This is a genomic window from Achromobacter sp. SX5 (assembly GCF_056711425.1).
The window spans coordinates 636,435-651,532 of the sequence record NZ_CM160041.1; the positions used below are offsets into that span (position 1 = coordinate 636,435).

The following is a 15,098-nucleotide window of genomic DNA, read 5'->3' on the forward strand; positions in this document are numbered from 1 at the left end:
TTCGTTATCGGCTTACCATTCGGCGAAGCTGCCGTCGGCGTGGCGCCAGATGGGGTTGCGCCAGCGGTGGCCGACGGCGGCGCGTTCTTTGACGTATTCCTCGTTGACCTCGATGCCCAGGCCCGGACCCTGCGGAATCGAGACCATGCCGTCCTGGTAGGCGAACGCTTCGCGGTTGCTGACGTAGTCCAGCAGGTCGTTGGCGGCGTTGTAGTGGATGCCCAGGCTTTGTTCCTGGATGAAGGCGTTGTAGCAGCCGGCGTCGATCTGCAGGCAGGTCGCCAGCGCGATGGGCCCGAGCGGGCAGTGCAGCGCCAGCGCCACGTCGTAGGCCTCGGCCATGGCGGCGATCTTGCGCGTTTCGGTGATGCCGCCGGCATGGGAGGGATCGGGCTGGATGATGTCCACGTAGCCCTCGGCCAGAATCCGCTTGAAGTCCCAGCGCGAGAACAGCCGCTCGCCCAGCGCGATCGGGGTGGAGCTGAGCGGAGCCAGTTCCTTGAGCGCTTCGTAGTGTTCGCTCAGCACCGGCTCTTCGATGAACATGAGCTTGAACGGTTCGAGTTCCTTCATCAGCACCTTGGCCATGGGCTTGTGCACGCGGCCGTGGAAGTCCACGCCGATGCCGACGTTGGGGCCGACCGCGTCGCGCACGGCGGCCACGTTCTCCAGGCACTTCTCGACCTTGTCGAAGGAATCGATGTACTGCAGTTCTTCGGTGCCGTTCATCTTGACGGCGGTGAAGCCGCGCTCGACCGCGCCCTTGGCGGCGGCCGCGGTGTCGGCCGGGCGGTCGCCGCCGATCCACGAATACACGCGGATGCGGTCGCGCACGTTGCCGCCCAGCAGCTGGGACACCGGCACGCCCAGATGCTTGCCCTTGATGTCCCACAGCGCCTGGTCGATGCCGGCCAGCGCGCTCATGTGGATGGCGCCGCCGCGGTAGAAGCCGCCGCGGTACAGCACGGTCCAGTGGTCTTCGATGTTGCAGGGGTCCTTGCCGATCAGGTAGTCGGACAGTTCCTCGACGGCCGCGGCCACCGACTGCGCGCGGCCCTCGACCACGGGTTCGCCCCAGCCGACGATGCCGGCGTCGGTTTCGATTTTCAGGAAGCACCACCGCGGCGGCACGATGTAGGTGGTGAGCTTGGTGATCTTCATGCTTGAGTCTCCTTGGCGGATTGGGCGCGCTGCCAGGCGGCGATGAAAGCGCGCGCGTTGTGTTCGACTGCGGCGACCGACAGGCCGGGTTTGTACAGGGCCGAGCCCAGGCCGAAACCGCTGGCGCCGGCCTGGACGTAGGGGGCGAGGTTGTCCGGCGTGATGCCGCCCACCGGCACCAGGGCCAGGGGCTGGCGCAGCACGGCGCGCCAGGCCTTGAGCACGGCCGGGCCGAGCTGTTCGGCGGGGAACAGTTTCAGCACGTCGGCGCCGGCGGCCAGCGCGGCGTAGGCCTCGGTGGGCGTGGCCACGCCGGGGCAGGCCGCCATGCCCAGTTGTCTGGCGGCGCGGATCACGGCGCCGTCGCTGTGCGGCATGACGATGAGTTCGCCGCCGGCCTGCTGCACGCGGGCGCAGTCCTCGGGAGCGATCACCGTGCCGGCGCCGATCAGGCAGTCGGTGGGCAGCGCCGCGCGCATGGCGCGGATGCTGTCCAGCGGGTCGGGGGAGTTCAGCGGCACTTCGATCAGGCGAAAGCCGGCGGCGTAGAGCGCCTGTCCGACGGGTTCGGCCTCGGCGGGCGTGATGCCGCGCAGGATGGCGATCAGGCCGCATTCGGCCATGGCGGTTTGCAGTCCGGGATGGTGCATGTTCGTTTCCTAGGAATGGGCCGTTGGACAGGAGTCGATCAGGCCGGCGCTGACGGCCAGGTGCCACAGGCCGCGTTCGGTGGCGTCCTGCGCCACCTCGGGCGTGCCCAGGCCGTAGTGCTGCAGGGCCTGTATGTAGCGGCCGCAAAGCGCCGGCTCGCCGCAAAGCACGATGCGGGGCAGTTCGCCCTGCTGGCGCAGCAGCTGCGCCAGCGCGGCGACTTCGTGGCCGATGAGCAGGCCCGACAGGTAATCGGCCTGCGAGGTAGGCGCCAGCTGGCCGGTCAGGCCCAGCGCGCGGGTACTGAACACGGTGGACAGCACGCCGGCGCGGCCGGCGGGCGAGCCGGCGACCTGCAGGCCGCGTCCGAACGCGGCCATGTCGGCGCCGGCGGAGTCGGCCATGGTGCGGCCCAGGATGGTGTGGCCGCGCAGCGCGGCGTAGATCTCGCCGGTCATGAAGGTGTGGAAGTGCGTGACGCGGCCGCGCTGCGCGCCGACCCACTTGGAATGGGTGCCGGGCAGGCCGATCAGCATGTTGTCGTGGGCGCGCGCCGGCTCGAACAGCACGCCGAACACCTGGGTCTCTTCGCCGCGCATCACGTTGGGCAGGCCCTGGCGCTGGATCAGGCCCGGCACGATGTGCACGGGCGTGGCGCCGCCGCGTTCGACCACGGTGAGCTGTGTGCCGATGCGCGCGAGGTCGAGCGGCACGTCCAGGTAGGCGGCTTCGCGCCAGCCCTGGGCGCTGCCGACCATGCCGCAGGCGATCACCGGCAGCGCGGGCTCGGCCCGCAGCCAGTCGCCGCAGGCCTGTTCGAAGGCCAGCTCGAAACCGGAAAGCGTGGCGGTGGCCGCGCCGTCCTGCAGCGGCTGCGGCAGGCGCATGATGCCCCAGGGCAGGTGGCGGGTATCGAGCGTGCGGCCGGCGGCGTCCAGCCGGTAGGCGCGCAGCGAGGAGGTGCCCCAGTCCAGCGCGATGAGCGCCGCGCGGGCGGGCAATCCGGTAGTCATCAGAAATCGGTCTCGGCTCTGGCCGCGGCCCTGGCCGTCGTGGCGGCAAGCGTGCGCGGACCTGGTTGTGCGGGCCCGCCGCAGGCGCGCGGGCGATGGGAAAAATTCTAGATCAGTGCTTGAAAAATCTCAAAATATAGAATGAAATCCCATATATAGGGAATTTGAGACTATTCCCCGCTTTCCGGCATGGATGCGCCGGGTATGCTTGTCACCGTGTTTTCCGGCTGTTTCCGGCCGCCCTGTTCCGAGTTGTCATGACCGCCACGTTCTCGCCCGACCCCGCTCCCGCCCTGGACCCCGACGCCGTCGCGCCCGCCGGCACGCAGACACTGATGCGCGGCCTGGCCGTGGTGCAGGCGGTGGCGGCCGGCGCGCGCGATCTGAAAGACATCTGCGCCCGCATCGGGGTGGCGCGCAGCACCACGCACCGGCTGGCCAGCTGCCTGGTGCAGGAACGCTATCTGCGGTCCCTGCCCGGCGTGGGCTACGTGCTGGGCCCCAAGCTGATCGAGCTGGGCTTCCAGGCGCGCGAGGCCTTTCCGATGGCGACGCTGGCGCGGCCCTACCTGGACGAGTTGGCGGCCCTGACGGGCGACACCATCCACCTGGCCGTGCGCGACAACGACGAGGTGCTGTACCTGGAGAAGATCCCCGGCAAGAAGGGGCTGGAAATGCGTTCGCGCGTGGGGCATCGCATGCCGCTGGCGGCCACCGGCGTGGGCAAGGCGCTGCTGCTGGACGCGGAGGAGCCGCAATGGAAGGCGCTGTACCGGGTGGGCGCGCCGGTGTCCTCGCGCGCGCCCGGCGGGCGCCAGACCTGGGAGGCCTTCCGCGACCGCATGCGCGAGTACGCGGCCCACGGCTACGCGTTCGACCTCGAGGACAACGAGCCGTCGATCCGCTGCGTGGCCGCGCCGGTGCGTGACGCGTCCAGCGGCATCGTGGCCGCCATCAGCGTGTCCAGCACGGTGCCGTACATGTCGCTGGAACGCATGCGGGAAATGGTCGCCGTGGTGCAGGGCGCGGCGGCGGAGATTTCCGCCGAACTGGGGTGGAAGGTAGAGCGCGCCTGATCCCCGGCGGCTTCAGGCGGCGGGCACGGAAAGCAGCCGCGGCTGGATCTCGGCCATGGCTTTCTTCAGCTGGGCGGCCAGGGCCTGCGCGGCCGGCGACAGCGTGCGGTCGCGCCGGTGCAGCAGCCCGATGTCGCGCCGCGCCGACGCGTCGCCCAGCGGCGTGCAGCCCAGGCCGGCCAGGTTCAGTTCCGGCAGCGCCAGGCGCGGCAGCACGCTCACGCCCAGGCCCTGGCGCACCATGCCGGCGGCGGTGCCCATATGGGTGACGTCGTAGCGCAGCGCGGTGGCGGGCGCGCCGGTTTCGTCGCGCACCGCGCGGTCGAACTGCTGGCGCGCATGCGAACCCTGCGACAGCAGGATCAGGTCATAGCGCAGCACGTCGCGCCAGTGCAGCACTTTCCTGTCCGCGCCCAGCGGATGCCCGGCGGGATAGACCGCGCAGAAGCAATCCTGCCCCAGCGGCGTGAAGGCCAGGTCCGGCGCCGATTCGGTCTGCGCGGCCACCGCGAATTCGATCTGGTTGGTGCGCAGCATGGCGAGCAGCTCGTCGTTGTGCGCCTCCACCACCCGTACCTTCAGCGCGGGATGCGCGCGCCGGAGCTCGCCCACGGCCGCCGGCAGCAGGCTCAGCGCCGCCGACGGCAGGGCGCCCAGGGCCACGTTGCCGCGGCGCACCGCGGCCAGGTCGGCAAGACTGCGGTAGGCCTCTTCCAGGTCGGCGATGGGACGCTGCACCCGCGAATGGAAATCCCGCCCGGCCGAGGTCAGGCTGATGGCGCGCGTGGTGCGCTCGAACAGCCGCAGCCCCAGCACGTCTTCCAGGTCCTGGATCAGGGCCGTGAACGACGGCTGGGTGACGCCCAGCTGGTTGGCCGCATGGGTGAACGAACCGCTGTCGACGGCCAGCAGAAAGGCCTTTAACGGCCGGTACTTGATATTGATAGCCATAGGTTAAGAATATTAGATAAATATCTATTTGTGTCTAATAATCTTGCGGCCGATCATGACGTCTACCGCAGTCATCCCGACCCAGAGACGTTATGGACGCATCGAGCCACAAGCCATTCCGGCTGGGCGCCAACTGGCGCCACAGCCAAGACGGCGACGCCGTCATCACCTCCATCAACCCGGCCGACGGCAGCATCGCCGGCACGGTCGCCCGCGCCTTGCCGCAGGACGTGGACGCCGCCGTGGCGATCGCGTGGGAGGCCTTTCACCGCCAGCCGTGGCGCAAGCTGCGCCCGGACCAGCGCGCCGCCACGCTGTACGAGATCGGACGCCGTCTCGCGGCCGAGCGCGAGCCGCTGGCGCGGCTGCAGATGCAGGACAGCGGCAAGCCGTGGAAGGAATGCCTGAACATGGTCGACAGCGCGGCCGGGCATTTCCGCTATTACGCGGCGGTGTGCGAGACCTGGCAGAACGAAATGACCTCGCCGCGCGGCGAATACTTTTCGATGGCGCTGGCCGAGCCGTTCGGCGTGATCGCGGCCATCACGCCGTGGAACTCGCCCATCATGAACGAGGCCCAGAAAGCCGCGCCGGCCCTGGCCGCCGGCAACGCCGTCTTGCTCAAGCCCTCCGAGGAAACGCCGCAGCTGGCGCTGGAACTGGCCCGGATCTGCGGCGAGGCCGGCCTGCCCGAAGGCCTGCTGACGGTGCTGCCCGGCCATGGCGAGGACGTGGGCGCGGCGCTGGTCAGGCACCCTGGCGTGCGCATGGTGTCCTTCACCGGCGGCACCGAGACCGGACGCGCCATCGGCGGCATCGCCGGGCAGCGCCTGATTCCGGTGGGGCTGGAGCTGGGCGGCAAGTCCCCGCATATCGTGTTCGAGGACGCCGACCTGGACCGCGCCGTGGCCGGCGTGATCTCCGGCATCTTCGGCTCGGCCGGCCAGAGCTGCGTGGCGGGTTCGCGCCTGTTCGTGCAGAAGTCCATCTACAAGCGCTTCATGGACGCGCTGGTGGAGCGCGCCGCGCAGGTGCGCGTGGGCCTGCCTGACGATCCCGCCACGCAGATGGGACCGCTGGTGTCGCGCGCCCATCGCGACAAGGTCGCCTCGTATGTGGACATCGGCCGCGCCGAGGGCGGCCGAGTGCTGGTCGGCGGCGCCGCGCCCACGCAGCCCGAGCTGGCCAAGGGCTGGTTCTACCTGCCCACCGTGATCGATGGCCTGGGCAACCAGGCCCGCGTGTGCCAGGAAGAGATCTTCGGCCCGGTGCTGGTGGCGCTTGCCTTCGACGACGAGGAAGACGTGATCCGCCAGGCCAACGACACCGCCTTCGGCCTGGCCGCCGGCATGTGGACCGGCGACTACGCCCGCGCATGGCGCGTGGCGCGCGAGATCGAGGCCGGCTCCATCTGGATCAACACCTACAAGCAATCGCATATCGCCACGCCGTTCGGCGGCTTCAAGGCCAGCGGCATCGGACGCGAGAAAGGCCTGCACGGCCTGCGGCTCTACAGCCAGGTCAAGAGCCTGTATTGGGGCATGCACGAAAAACCCTTGGGACTGTGAACAATATGACGACTGAAAAGAAAAGCGCGGCGCTGTCGCTGGCCGACTCCCGCATCCTGATCGCCGGCGCCGCCAGCCTGGTGGGCTCGCACACCGCCGATGCGCTGCTGGCCGCCGGCGTGCGCGAAGTGATCCTGCTGGACAACTTCGCCTTCGGCACGCCCGAGGCCATCGCCCATCTGCAGGACGACCCGCGCGTGAAAGTGGTGCGCGGCGACCTGATGCGCCTGCCCGACCTGCTGGCGGCGACCGAGGGCGTGGACGGCGTGCTGCACCTGGCGGCCTACATGACGCTGGGCTTCGCGCAGACGCCGTGGCAGGCGGTGGACGTGAACGTGCGCGGCGCGCAGAACATGCTGGAAGCCTGCCGGGTCAACAAGGTGAAGAAGATCGTGTTCGCCTCGTCCAACGCCGTCTACGGCTACGGCAGCGGCATCGCCGGCGCGCTGGCGGAGAACGGGCCGTTCCATTCGGTGGGCGCGCCGCCGGCGGCGATCCTGTACGGCGCCTCCAAGATCATGGGCGAGCAGCTGTGCCGCCAGTACTACCAGAAGTCCGGCCTGGACTATGTGGTGCTGCGCTACTCCACCGTGTACGGCGAGCGCCAGCACTATCGCGCGGCCAATTCGCTGTACATCATGGAAACCTATGACCGGGTGCGCAAGGGCGAGCGCCCGGTGCTGCCGGGCGACGGCACCGAGACCAAGCACTTCGTGCACGTGTCGGACGTGGCGCGCGCCAACGTCGCGGCGTTTTGCAGCGAGGCGACCGACGTGGCGGTGAACGTGTCCGGCCCCGCGCCCATCACGACCGGCGAACTGGTGCGGCTGGTGCTCGACTACTGCAAGAGCGACCTGCAGCCCGAAATCAAGCCGGACCCGCCGGGCACCGTGCGCCTGACATCGGGCGGCGCGTTCCACATTCCCCACGATCTCGCGGGCCGGCACATCGGCTGGCAGCCCGAGGTCGGCATGGCCGAAGGCGTGGCGCGGCTGCTGGCCTGGCGCGAAGCGCAGGAGGCAGGCCAGGCGCGCAGCACAGACTGAAGCAGGCCGCCGACGGCGCCGCAGAGCGCCGGGGCGGCTGGTTGCAGAGCAGGCAGTAAGACCCGACCCACAGGAGACAAGACATGAGCAAGCGCAACTGCATCGCCAGGGCATTTCTTGCCCTCGGCATGGTCCTGGCCGCGAGCGCGGCGCAGGCGGCCGGCTATCCCGACAAGCCGGTGACACTGGTCGTGCCGTATCCGCCGGGGGGCGCGACCGACGTCATCGCGCGCCTGATCGCGGAAAAACTGCCTGCCGCCTGGGGCCAGCAGGTCATCGTCAACAACCGTCCCGGCGCGGGCACGACCGTGGCGGCCGAGGCCGTGGCGCGTTCGCCCGGCGACGGCTACACCCTGTACATGACCACGGCCGCGCACACCATCAGCGCCAGCCTGTACAAGAAGCTCAACTACGACCCGCTGAAGGACTTCGCGCCGCTGACGCTCACCTCCACCATACCGCTGGTGCTGGTGACCACGCCGTCCTTGCCCGTCAATAGCCTGGCCGAACTTATCGCCTACGCCAAGGCCTCGCCGCAGGGCCTGAGCATGGCCTCCACCGGCAACGGCACGCCGCAGCACTTGACCGGCGAACTGTTCAAGGCCAAGGCCGGCCTGAAGCTGGTCCACGTGCCGTACCGCGGCGACGCGCCCATGCTGACCGACCTGATCGGCGGCCAGGTGCAGATGGCGTTCGTCACCCTGTCGGCCGCCTTGCCGCACATCCAGTCGGGCAAGCTCAAGGCGATCGCGCTGGCCCATCCGCGCCGGGTCGAGGCCATCGGACAGGTGCCCACCATGGCCGAGGCCGGCATGAAGAACTTTGAGGCCGCGACGTGGTTCGGGCTGTTCGCGCCGTCCAGCATGCCCGCCGACCTGCGCGAGAAAATCTACCGGGACGTCTCCAGGATCGTGGCCACGCCCGAAATGACCCGCAAGCTGCAGGACATGGGCGGTGACGTCAACAACAGTTCTCCGCAGCAGTTCCAGGCCTTCATCAACGACGAGGCGCAGCGCTGGGCCGAAGGCGTGAAGCTCTCGGGCGCGCGCATCGACTGACCGGCCACACCGACGGAGAACGCAAAACATGAGCAATCAAGAGCAAGCATTGCTGGCGCGCTGCGCCGCCATCGCAACCAGCACCTGGTCCGACGCCATGGACACGCTGGGCATCGCCGGCGTGGTGCAGGGCATCCCGCGCCGCGGCGGACAGGGCCGCATGGCCGGCTTTGCCGTCACTGCGCGCCACGTCTGGGGCGGGCTGGGCGATTTCGACCGCGCCGACTTCGCGGTGGGGCGCCTGGTCGCCGCCACCGGCCCGGGACGGGTATTGATGGTGGATGCGGGCGGAACCTGCATTTCCACCTTCGGCGGCATCGCCTCGATGGCGGCGTCGCGGCGCGCGGCCACGGCCGTCGTCATCGACGGGGCCTGCCGCGATGTCGATGAAATCGCCGCCACCGGCCTGTGGCTGGCCAGCCGCCACGTCACGCCGCTGACCGGCAAGACGCGGCTGAAGCTGCAGGCCATGGGCGAGCCGGTGACCATAGGCGGCGTGCCCGTGGCCGAGGGCGATCTGGTGGTGGGCGACGACACCGGCCTGGTGGTGGTGCCGCGCGCGCGCCTGCAGGAGGTGCTGGCCGCGGCCGAAGAGGCGCTGGCCGTCGACGGGCGCGTGGAGCAGGGCATACGCGACGGCCTGTCGTTCGCCGAGGCCGCCGCGGCCGCCAACTACATTCCGGCCAGCGCGGGAGGCCCGGCGTGACTGCCCGCTACGACGTGGTGCAGGTGGCCTCGCTGGGCGAGGATTTCGACCGGCGGCTGGCGGCCCGGCACCGGGTCCTGCCGGCCTGGCGCGAGCCGCGGGGCCTGGCCGCGTTCGGCGCCGAACTGCAGGACCTGCCGGTGGCGGTGACCTCGGTGCGCCACGGTTTCACCCAGGCCATGTTCGACGCCTTGCCCGCGCTGCGGGCCGTGTGCAGCTGGGGCGTGGGCCACGACACGCTGGACCTGCGCGCCGCCGCCGCGCGCGGCATCGGCGTGAGCGTCACGCCCGACGTGCTGGACGACTGCGTGGCGGACCTGGCGTGGGCGCTGCTGCTGTCGGCGGCGCGCCGCACGGCCGCGGGCGATCGCTACGTCAAGAGCGGCCAGTGGCGGGCGCTGGGCCGGTTTCCGGAAACCACCAGGGTCTCGGGCAAGCGCCTGGGCATCCTGGGGCTGGGCCGCATCGGCTTGGCCGTCGCCCGGCGCGCGGCGGGATTCGACATGGAGGTGCGCTACCACAACCACAGCCCGCGGCCGCAGGCGCCGTACGGCTATGAGCCGTCGCTGGCGGAACTGGCGGCGTGGGCCGATTTCCTGGTGGTGGCTTGCGTGGGCGGCGCGCACACGCGGCACCTTGTCGACGCCAAGGTCATCCGCGCGCTGGGGCCGCAGGGCATCCTGGTCAACATCGCGCGCGGCAGCGTCGTGGATCAGGCCGCGCTGCTGGCCGCGCTGCGCGCGGGCGAACTGGGCGGGGCCGGCCTGGACGTGCTGGAACAGGAGCCCACCCCGGCGGCCGAGTTCGCCGGCATGGACCAGGTTGCGCTGATGCCGCACGTCGGCAGCGCGACGCGCGAGACCCGCGCCGCCATGGCCCAGCTGGTCCTGGACAACGTCACGGCCTTTATCGAGACCGGCAAGCTGCTCACGCCGGTGGCCGCCGCGGAGTTGCGGGCATGACGCGGTCCGCGCTGCTGGCGGCGCTGGCCGCCTGCCTGGGCGAGGCCCACGTGCTGACGGGCGCCGATGCCGGGCCCTATCTGACCGACTGGCGCAGGAACGTCACCGGCCGCGCCCTGGCCGTGCTGCGCCCGGCCAGCCGGGATGAAGTGGCGCAGTGCGTGCGCCTGTGCGCCGCCGCCGGCGTGGCGCTGGTGCCGCAAGGCGGCAACACCGGGCAGGTGGCGGCCGCCACGCCGGATGCGAGCGGAACGGCCGTGGTCCTGTCGCTGCTGCGCATGAGCCGCGTGCGCGCGCTGGACCTGGACAACGACACCATCACCGTCGAAGCGGGCTGCGTGCTGCAGGCGGTGCAGGAGGCGGCCCGCGGCGCCGGCCGGCTGTTTCCGCTGTCGCTGGGGGCGCAAGGCAGCTGTACCATCGGCGGCAACCTCGCCACCAACGCCGGCGGCACGCAGGTGCTGCGCTACGGCAACGCGCGCGAGCTCGCGCTGGGCCTGGAGGTCGTGACGCCGCAAGGCGAGATCTGGGACGGTCTGCGCGGCCTGCGCAAGGACAACACCGGCTACGACCTGCGCGATCTCTACATCGGCAGCGAAGGCACGCTGGGCGTCATCACCGCCGCGGTGCTCAAGCTCTATCCGCTGCCGCGCGCGCAGGGCACGGCGCTGGTCGCGCTGGACGGCCTGCCCCAGGCGCTGCAGCTGCTCCAGCGTGCGCGCGCCAGCCTGGGCGCGGGGCTGACCGCCTTCGAGGTGATGTCGACCGCCTGCCTGCGCGACGTGACGCGCGCTTTTCCGCAACAGCGCATGCCGTTCGCGGACCTGGCCGGCGATCGCTGGTGCGCGCTGCTGGAGCTTTCCGACAACCTGGAGCCGGCGCAGGCGCAGGAGCGGCTGGAAGCCGTGCTGTCGGCCGCGCTGGAGGCCGGCGAGGCCGTGGACGCCGCGGTCGCGGTGTCCGGCGCGCAAAGCGCCGCCTTCTGGCATCTGCGCGAAAGCATCACGCTGGCGCTGGCCCGGGCCGACGCCTGCGTAAAGCACGATATTTCGCTGCCGGCCTCGCGCATTCCGGCCTTCGTGCAGTCCACCGACCGGGCCCTGGCCCAGGCGTTTCCCGGCGTGGCCATGCGCGTATTCGGCCATCTGGGCGACGGCAATCTTCACTACAACCTGCTGCCGCCCGCGGGCGCGCGGCACGCGGACATCCAGGCGTTGGTGCATGACCGGGTGCATGCGGCGGGCGGCTCCATCAGCGCCGAACAGGGCATAGGCCAGCTGCGCGTGCACGACCTGCAACGCTACAAGAGCGAGGTCGAGCTGGCCCTGATGCGCCGGATCAAGTCCGCGCTGGACCCGCAGGGGCTGATGAACCCGGGAAAGATCCTGGCCGCCCGGCCCTGACCACCGACTACCGATAACAACCAGGAGACAGCATGTTCTTTTCACGCAAGATCGTCGCGCGCGCAGCGCTTTCCATCGCCGGCCTGTGCGCCGCCGTGCCCGCCTGGGCCTGGCCCGACCGGCCGATCGAACTCGTCGTCGGGTTCGCGCCCGGCGGCGGCACGGATCTGACGGCCCGCGCGCTGGCCGTCTTCCTCGAAAAGGAGCTGGGCGCCACCGTGGTGGTGCAGAACAAGCCGGGCGCCTCCAGCGCCATCGCGCTGGCCTACGTGGCGCGGGCCAAGCCCGACGGGTACACGCTGGCCATGACCAACATGCCCGGGCTGGTGTCGCTGCCGATCGAGCGCAAGCCGGGCTTTGGCGGCGACGACTTCACCTATCTGGCCAATCTGGTGCGCGACCCCAGCGCCTTCAGCGTGGCCAGCGACAGCCCGTACCAGACGCTGGACGCGCTGATCGCGGCGGCCCGGGAAAAGCCGGGCTCCATCAGCTATGGCTCCACCGGCGTGGGCACGGACGACCATCTGGCCCTGGTGCTGTTCCAGGCGGCCACGGGAACCCGGCTGAACCACGTGCCCTACAACGGCGCCGGACCGCTGCGCAGCGCCGTGCTGGGCGGCCATACCGTCATCGGCGGACTGAACCTGGGCGAAGTCATGCCCTACCACGGCAAGAACATGCGGGTGCTGGCGCAGGCCAGCGAAAAGCGCTCGGCGCTGGGGCCGGACGTGCCCACCTTCAAGGAGCAGGGCGTGGATCTGGTGTTCGCCTCGGAGCGCGGCATCGTCGCGCCCAAGGGGCTGCCGGCAGAGGTGTCGGACAAACTGCGCAAGGCGCTGGGCAAGGTCGCCGCCGATCCGGCGTTCCAGGCCCAGATGAAGCAGCAGTTCACCGAAATGGACTACCTGGACGGGCCGCAATGGCAGGAGCGGCTCAAGGGCGACGACGCGCGCCTGCGGCAGATCTGGGCGCAGACGCCCTGGGTCGAATAACGGGCGCCTGGCCTGTCGCGGCCTATTCCAGCGGCAGCGTCAGCACGCCCTGGGGGGCCGGGCGCATCATGACGCGGCGGTACCAGGCCGACAGCGCCGGCGTGTCCGGGCGCTCGGCCGGCAGCGCCAGCCAGCGGTGCGCCGAGCACACCAGCGCGACGTCGCCCATCGTCAGGTGGCGGCCGACGATGAATTCGCGGCCGCGCAGCGCGCGGTCCAGGATCAGCGCGCGCTCGTTCGAGCGCTGCATCGATTTGTCGATGGCGGCGCGGTCGCGCTGTGCCTCGGGCGTGCGGATCAGGCCCAGGAAGGCCGGGCCCATCGCGGCCTGCCATTCGGTGGTCTGCCAGTCCATCCAGCGGTCGGCGTCGGCGCGCAGGCACGCGTCTTCCGGCCACAGCGAGCCCACGCCGTAGCGCGAAGCCAGATAGCGCACGATGGCGTTGGACTCCCACAGCACGAAGCCGCCGTCGTCGATCACCGGCACGGTGCGGTTGGGATTGAGCTCGGCGAATTCCGGCGTGCCGACCACGCCGAACTTGCCGCCGGCCTGCGTGAACGTATGCGGCAGCGCCAGCTCGCGCACCGCCAGCATGACTTTCTGAACGTTGACGGAACTCAGGCGTCCCCAGATCTTCAACATAACCAGTCCTTTGGGTGTCAGACGGGCGGCAACTGCCGCCGCGCAAAACCGCTGTCGCGCCCGAAGCGCGTCCAGTTGAAAGCAGGCCCCGGGTCCGTCTTGCGCCCGGGGGCGATGTGTTCGTGGCCCCGCACCGCGGCCAGCGGATGGCGCGCGCGCAGCGCGGGCATGAGCTTGCGCAGGGCCAGGTACTGCTCGTCGGCATAGGGCAGGGTGTCGGTGCCTTCCAGCTCGATGCCGATGGAAAAATCGTTGCAGCGCTCGCGTCCGGCGTGGCGCGACACGCCGGCGTGCCAGGCGCGTTCGTCGGTGGAGACGAACTGCACGATGCGGCCGTCGCGGCGGATGAAGAAGTGCGCCGACACGCGCAGCCCGCGCAGGCGTTCCAGCCAGGGATGCGAACCGTAGTCCAGCGTATTCAGGAACAGCCCCGCGACTTCAGGTCCGCCGAAGCGCCCGGGAGGCAGGCTGATGTTGTGCAGCACCAGCAGCGAAACCTGGACGCCCGCCGGCCGCGCGTCGCGGTTGGGCGAGGGCGAAAGCGAAACACCGGGGGCCGGCGCCAGCCAGCCATGACGATCCAGAAGCAAGGCCATGGGAACAAAGCATGTCGATGGAATCAACATGCATTATGCCTTCCTCAATGCCGGCGCGCGCCCAGCCTCGCGTGTTCGGCGTTGCACCAGGTCTGCCCGTTCTGCAGCAGGGCCTCGGAACGCGGCAGATGGATGCCGCAATGGGCGCAGCGCACCATGGACTCCACAGACTTGGGTTGCGGCCTTGCGCCGGCCGCGCGGCCCTGCGCGCCTGACTGCCTGGCCGCCGCCATGCGGCCGGCGATGCGGGCGACGAACAGCACCACGATGACCAGAAAAATCCAGAACAGCAGCTTGCCCACGTCAACCTCGGTGCAAAATCATTTCCAGCACGAACCGGCTGCCGGTGTAGGCCAGAATCAGGAAACCAAAACCCGTCAGCGTCCAGCGCAGCGCGACGCGGCCGCGCCAGCCCCAGACGTGGCGGCCCGCCAGCAGCACGCCGAAGGTCACCCACGACAGCAGCGTGAAGACGGTCTTGTGGTCGAACGGCAGGATCTGTCCGGTCAGCTTCATGGAGGCCACCGAACCCGTGCCCACGGCCAGGGTCAGCACCACGAAACCGATCCAGATGATGCGGAAAAGAAGTTGCTCCTGCACCAGCAGCGGCGGCTGGGAGTCCAGCACCCGGCCCACGATGCTGCGCTCGGCCGGCGCGTCCAGCGGACGGTGCAGGTGGCGGTCCAGCAGCGCCATCATCATGGCGTGCAGGGCGGCGATGGTGATCAGGCCGTAGGCCGCCAGCGCAATCAGCAGATGCACGCGCAGCCACGCGTCGTCGGCATGGGGCACGAACTGCCCCTGGGGGAAGGCGGCGGCCAGGCCGCTGGCCAGCGTCGCGGCCGGCAGCAGCAGCAATTGCAGCCCGTCTATGCGCACCAGCAGGCTTTCCAGCCAGAACACCACCATGCCCAGCCAGATGGCGGCCGACAGCGCCAGCGCCCAGCCGATGAACAGGTGCTGGGCGCCCAGCATCGATTGTTGCAGCCCGATTCCATGGAGGACCAGGGCTCCCAGCAGGCACAGACGGGCGACCTTGCCCGTCTGCTCGACGCCGCCGGCGCCGGCCAGGCGGGCCCAGAGCGACACCCCGAGCACCGCGTACGCCAGGGCAGCCGCCGTGTGAAATACAATGCCTAGTGACATAGAAACCGTTGTCTGGATGGGGCTACGGAATGCGGGAGCCTAAGCATGCTACCTTGCATGCCGCCCGAAGGCGCGCAATTGGCGCCCGCAAGCCACCGTTCAATCGACTAGTTTAAGCGGAAACGC

At 70.1% G+C, this 15,098-nt stretch carries 16 protein-coding genes; 8 read left to right on the top strand and 8 right to left on the bottom strand.

Annotated elements, in window-relative coordinates; genetic code table 11:
* Window positions 1–12: 12 nt before the first annotated feature.
* The 3 genes from dgoD to AC1M14_RS03015 are packed head-to-tail and all read right to left on the bottom strand — an operon-like array spanning window position 13 to window position 2,825.
* Window positions 13–1,161: a galactonate dehydratase gene (dgoD, locus tag AC1M14_RS03005; RefSeq protein ID WP_102773432.1), complete on the bottom strand. Its 1,149-nt coding sequence runs from the start codon at window positions 1,159–1,161 to the stop codon at window positions 13–15.
* Entirely contained in the window at window positions 1,158–1,811 is a 654-nt protein-coding gene (locus AC1M14_RS03010) for a 2-dehydro-3-deoxy-6-phosphogalactonate aldolase (protein ID WP_479730948.1), read from the bottom strand. Before AC1M14_RS03010 ends, dgoD begins: the two co-directional genes overlap by 4 nt.
* A 9-nt stretch (window positions 1,812–1,820) precedes the next feature.
* Entirely contained in the window at window positions 1,821–2,825 is a 1,005-nt protein-coding gene (locus AC1M14_RS03015; protein WP_479730949.1) for a 2-dehydro-3-deoxygalactonokinase, read from the bottom strand.
* A gap of 257 nt (window positions 2,826–3,082) precedes the next feature.
* Between AC1M14_RS03015 and AC1M14_RS03020 the strand changes: the two genes are divergently transcribed.
* Window positions 3,083–3,901 (top strand): IclR family transcriptional regulator, encoded by an 819-nt coding sequence (locus tag AC1M14_RS03020; protein WP_102773435.1) that lies wholly within the window; start codon window positions 3,083–3,085, stop codon window positions 3,899–3,901.
* Between the two features lie 12 nt (window positions 3,902–3,913).
* On the opposite strand, the gene AC1M14_RS03025 is transcribed toward AC1M14_RS03020, so the two are convergent.
* Entirely contained in the window at window positions 3,914–4,852 is a 939-nt protein-coding gene (locus AC1M14_RS03025) for a LysR family transcriptional regulator (RefSeq protein ID WP_102773436.1), read from the bottom strand.
* A 92-nt stretch (window positions 4,853–4,944) separates the two neighbouring features.
* Here AC1M14_RS03025 and AC1M14_RS03030 point away from each other — a divergent pair, with 92 nt between their 5' ends.
* The 7 genes from AC1M14_RS03030 to AC1M14_RS03060 all read left to right on the top strand — a co-directional run bounded on the left by AC1M14_RS03030 (window position 4,945) and on the right by AC1M14_RS03060 (window position 12,587).
* Complete coding sequence (locus AC1M14_RS03030) at window positions 4,945–6,420, top strand: aldehyde dehydrogenase (RefSeq protein ID WP_102773437.1); 1,476 nt, start codon at window positions 4,945–4,947, stop codon at window positions 6,418–6,420.
* Between the two features lie 5 nt (window positions 6,421–6,425).
* Window positions 6,426–7,466, top strand: a complete 1,041-nt coding sequence (locus tag AC1M14_RS03035; protein ID WP_479730950.1) for an NAD-dependent epimerase/dehydratase family protein — start codon at window positions 6,426–6,428, stop codon at window positions 7,464–7,466.
* Between the two features lie 83 nt (window positions 7,467–7,549).
* Window positions 7,550–8,524 (top strand): tripartite tricarboxylate transporter substrate binding protein, encoded by a 975-nt coding sequence (locus tag AC1M14_RS03040; RefSeq protein WP_209164613.1) that lies wholly within the window; start codon window positions 7,550–7,552, stop codon window positions 8,522–8,524.
* Window positions 8,525–8,552: 28 nt separating this feature from the next.
* Window positions 8,553–9,230, top strand: a complete 678-nt coding sequence (locus tag AC1M14_RS03045) for an RraA family protein (protein ID WP_209164612.1) — start codon at window positions 8,553–8,555, stop codon at window positions 9,228–9,230.
* On the top strand, window positions 9,227–10,192 hold the full coding sequence (locus AC1M14_RS03050) for a 2-hydroxyacid dehydrogenase (protein ID WP_479730951.1): 966 nt from the start codon (window positions 9,227–9,229) through the stop codon (window positions 10,190–10,192). Before AC1M14_RS03045 ends, AC1M14_RS03050 begins: the two co-directional genes overlap by 4 nt.
* A complete protein-coding gene (locus tag AC1M14_RS03055; RefSeq protein WP_479730952.1) occupies window positions 10,189–11,595 on the top strand; it encodes an FAD-binding oxidoreductase in 1,407 nt (468 codons plus the stop codon). The genes AC1M14_RS03050 and AC1M14_RS03055 overlap by 4 nt, the downstream gene beginning before the upstream one ends.
* Window positions 11,596–11,627: 32 nt before the next feature.
* A complete protein-coding gene (locus AC1M14_RS03060) occupies window positions 11,628–12,587 on the top strand; it encodes a tripartite tricarboxylate transporter substrate binding protein (RefSeq protein ID WP_479730953.1) in 960 nt (319 codons plus the stop codon).
* Between the two features lie 22 nt (window positions 12,588–12,609).
* Here AC1M14_RS03060 and AC1M14_RS03065 read toward each other — a convergent pair whose 3' ends face one another.
* From AC1M14_RS03065 to AC1M14_RS03080, 4 genes are read right to left on the bottom strand one after another with little or no spacing between them, the layout of a single operon-like run.
* Window positions 12,610–13,230 (bottom strand): glutathione S-transferase family protein, encoded by a 621-nt coding sequence (locus AC1M14_RS03065; protein WP_102773443.1) that lies wholly within the window; start codon window positions 13,228–13,230, stop codon window positions 12,610–12,612.
* 17 nt (window positions 13,231–13,247) lie between these two features.
* Complete coding sequence (gene ampD / locus AC1M14_RS03070) at window positions 13,248–13,826, bottom strand: 1,6-anhydro-N-acetylmuramyl-L-alanine amidase AmpD (RefSeq protein ID WP_111825932.1); 579 nt, start codon at window positions 13,824–13,826, stop codon at window positions 13,248–13,250.
* Between the two features lie 44 nt (window positions 13,827–13,870).
* A complete protein-coding gene (locus AC1M14_RS03075; protein WP_111825931.1) occupies window positions 13,871–14,128 on the bottom strand; it encodes a PP0621 family protein in 258 nt (85 codons plus the stop codon).
* A 1-nt stretch (window position 14,129) separates the two neighbouring features.
* A complete protein-coding gene (locus tag AC1M14_RS03080; RefSeq protein ID WP_102773445.1) occupies window positions 14,130–14,972 on the bottom strand; it encodes a cytochrome C assembly family protein in 843 nt (280 codons plus the stop codon).
* Window positions 14,973–15,098 lie beyond the last annotated feature (126 nt).

Excerpts from the sequence above, each read along its gene's own strand:
- AC1M14_RS03045 (WP_209164612.1), top strand. The coding sequence starts at position 8,553 with ATGAGCAATCAAGAGCAAGCATTGCTGGCGCGCTGCGCCGCCATCGCA.
- AC1M14_RS03080 (WP_102773445.1), bottom strand. The coding sequence starts at position 14,972 with ATGTCACTAGGCATTGTATTTCACACGGCGGCTGCCCTGGCGTACGCG.
- AC1M14_RS03030 (WP_102773437.1), top strand. The coding sequence starts at position 4,945 with ATGGACGCATCGAGCCACAAGCCATTCCGGCTGGGCGCCAACTGGCGC.
- dgoD (WP_102773432.1), bottom strand. The coding sequence starts at position 1,161 with ATGAAGATCACCAAGCTCACCACCTACATCGTGCCGCCGCGGTGGTGC.
- AC1M14_RS03060 (WP_479730953.1), top strand. The coding sequence starts at position 11,628 with ATGTTCTTTTCACGCAAGATCGTCGCGCGCGCAGCGCTTTCCATCGCC.
- AC1M14_RS03065 (WP_102773443.1), bottom strand. The coding sequence starts at position 13,230 with ATGTTGAAGATCTGGGGACGCCTGAGTTCCGTCAACGTTCAGAAAGTC.
- AC1M14_RS03020 (WP_102773435.1), top strand. The coding sequence starts at position 3,083 with ATGACCGCCACGTTCTCGCCCGACCCCGCTCCCGCCCTGGACCCCGAC.
- ampD (WP_111825932.1), bottom strand. The coding sequence starts at position 13,826 with ATGGCCTTGCTTCTGGATCGTCATGGCTGGCTGGCGCCGGCCCCCGGT.
- AC1M14_RS03025 (WP_102773436.1), bottom strand. The coding sequence starts at position 4,852 with ATGGCTATCAATATCAAGTACCGGCCGTTAAAGGCCTTTCTGCTGGCC.
- AC1M14_RS03015 (WP_479730949.1), bottom strand. The coding sequence starts at position 2,825 with ATGACTACCGGATTGCCCGCCCGCGCGGCGCTCATCGCGCTGGACTGG.
- AC1M14_RS03055 (WP_479730952.1), top strand. The coding sequence starts at position 10,189 with ATGACGCGGTCCGCGCTGCTGGCGGCGCTGGCCGCCTGCCTGGGCGAG.
- AC1M14_RS03040 (WP_209164613.1), top strand. The coding sequence starts at position 7,550 with ATGAGCAAGCGCAACTGCATCGCCAGGGCATTTCTTGCCCTCGGCATG.
- AC1M14_RS03035 (WP_479730950.1), top strand. The coding sequence starts at position 6,426 with ATGACGACTGAAAAGAAAAGCGCGGCGCTGTCGCTGGCCGACTCCCGC.
- AC1M14_RS03010 (WP_479730948.1), bottom strand. The coding sequence starts at position 1,811 with ATGCACCATCCCGGACTGCAAACCGCCATGGCCGAATGCGGCCTGATC.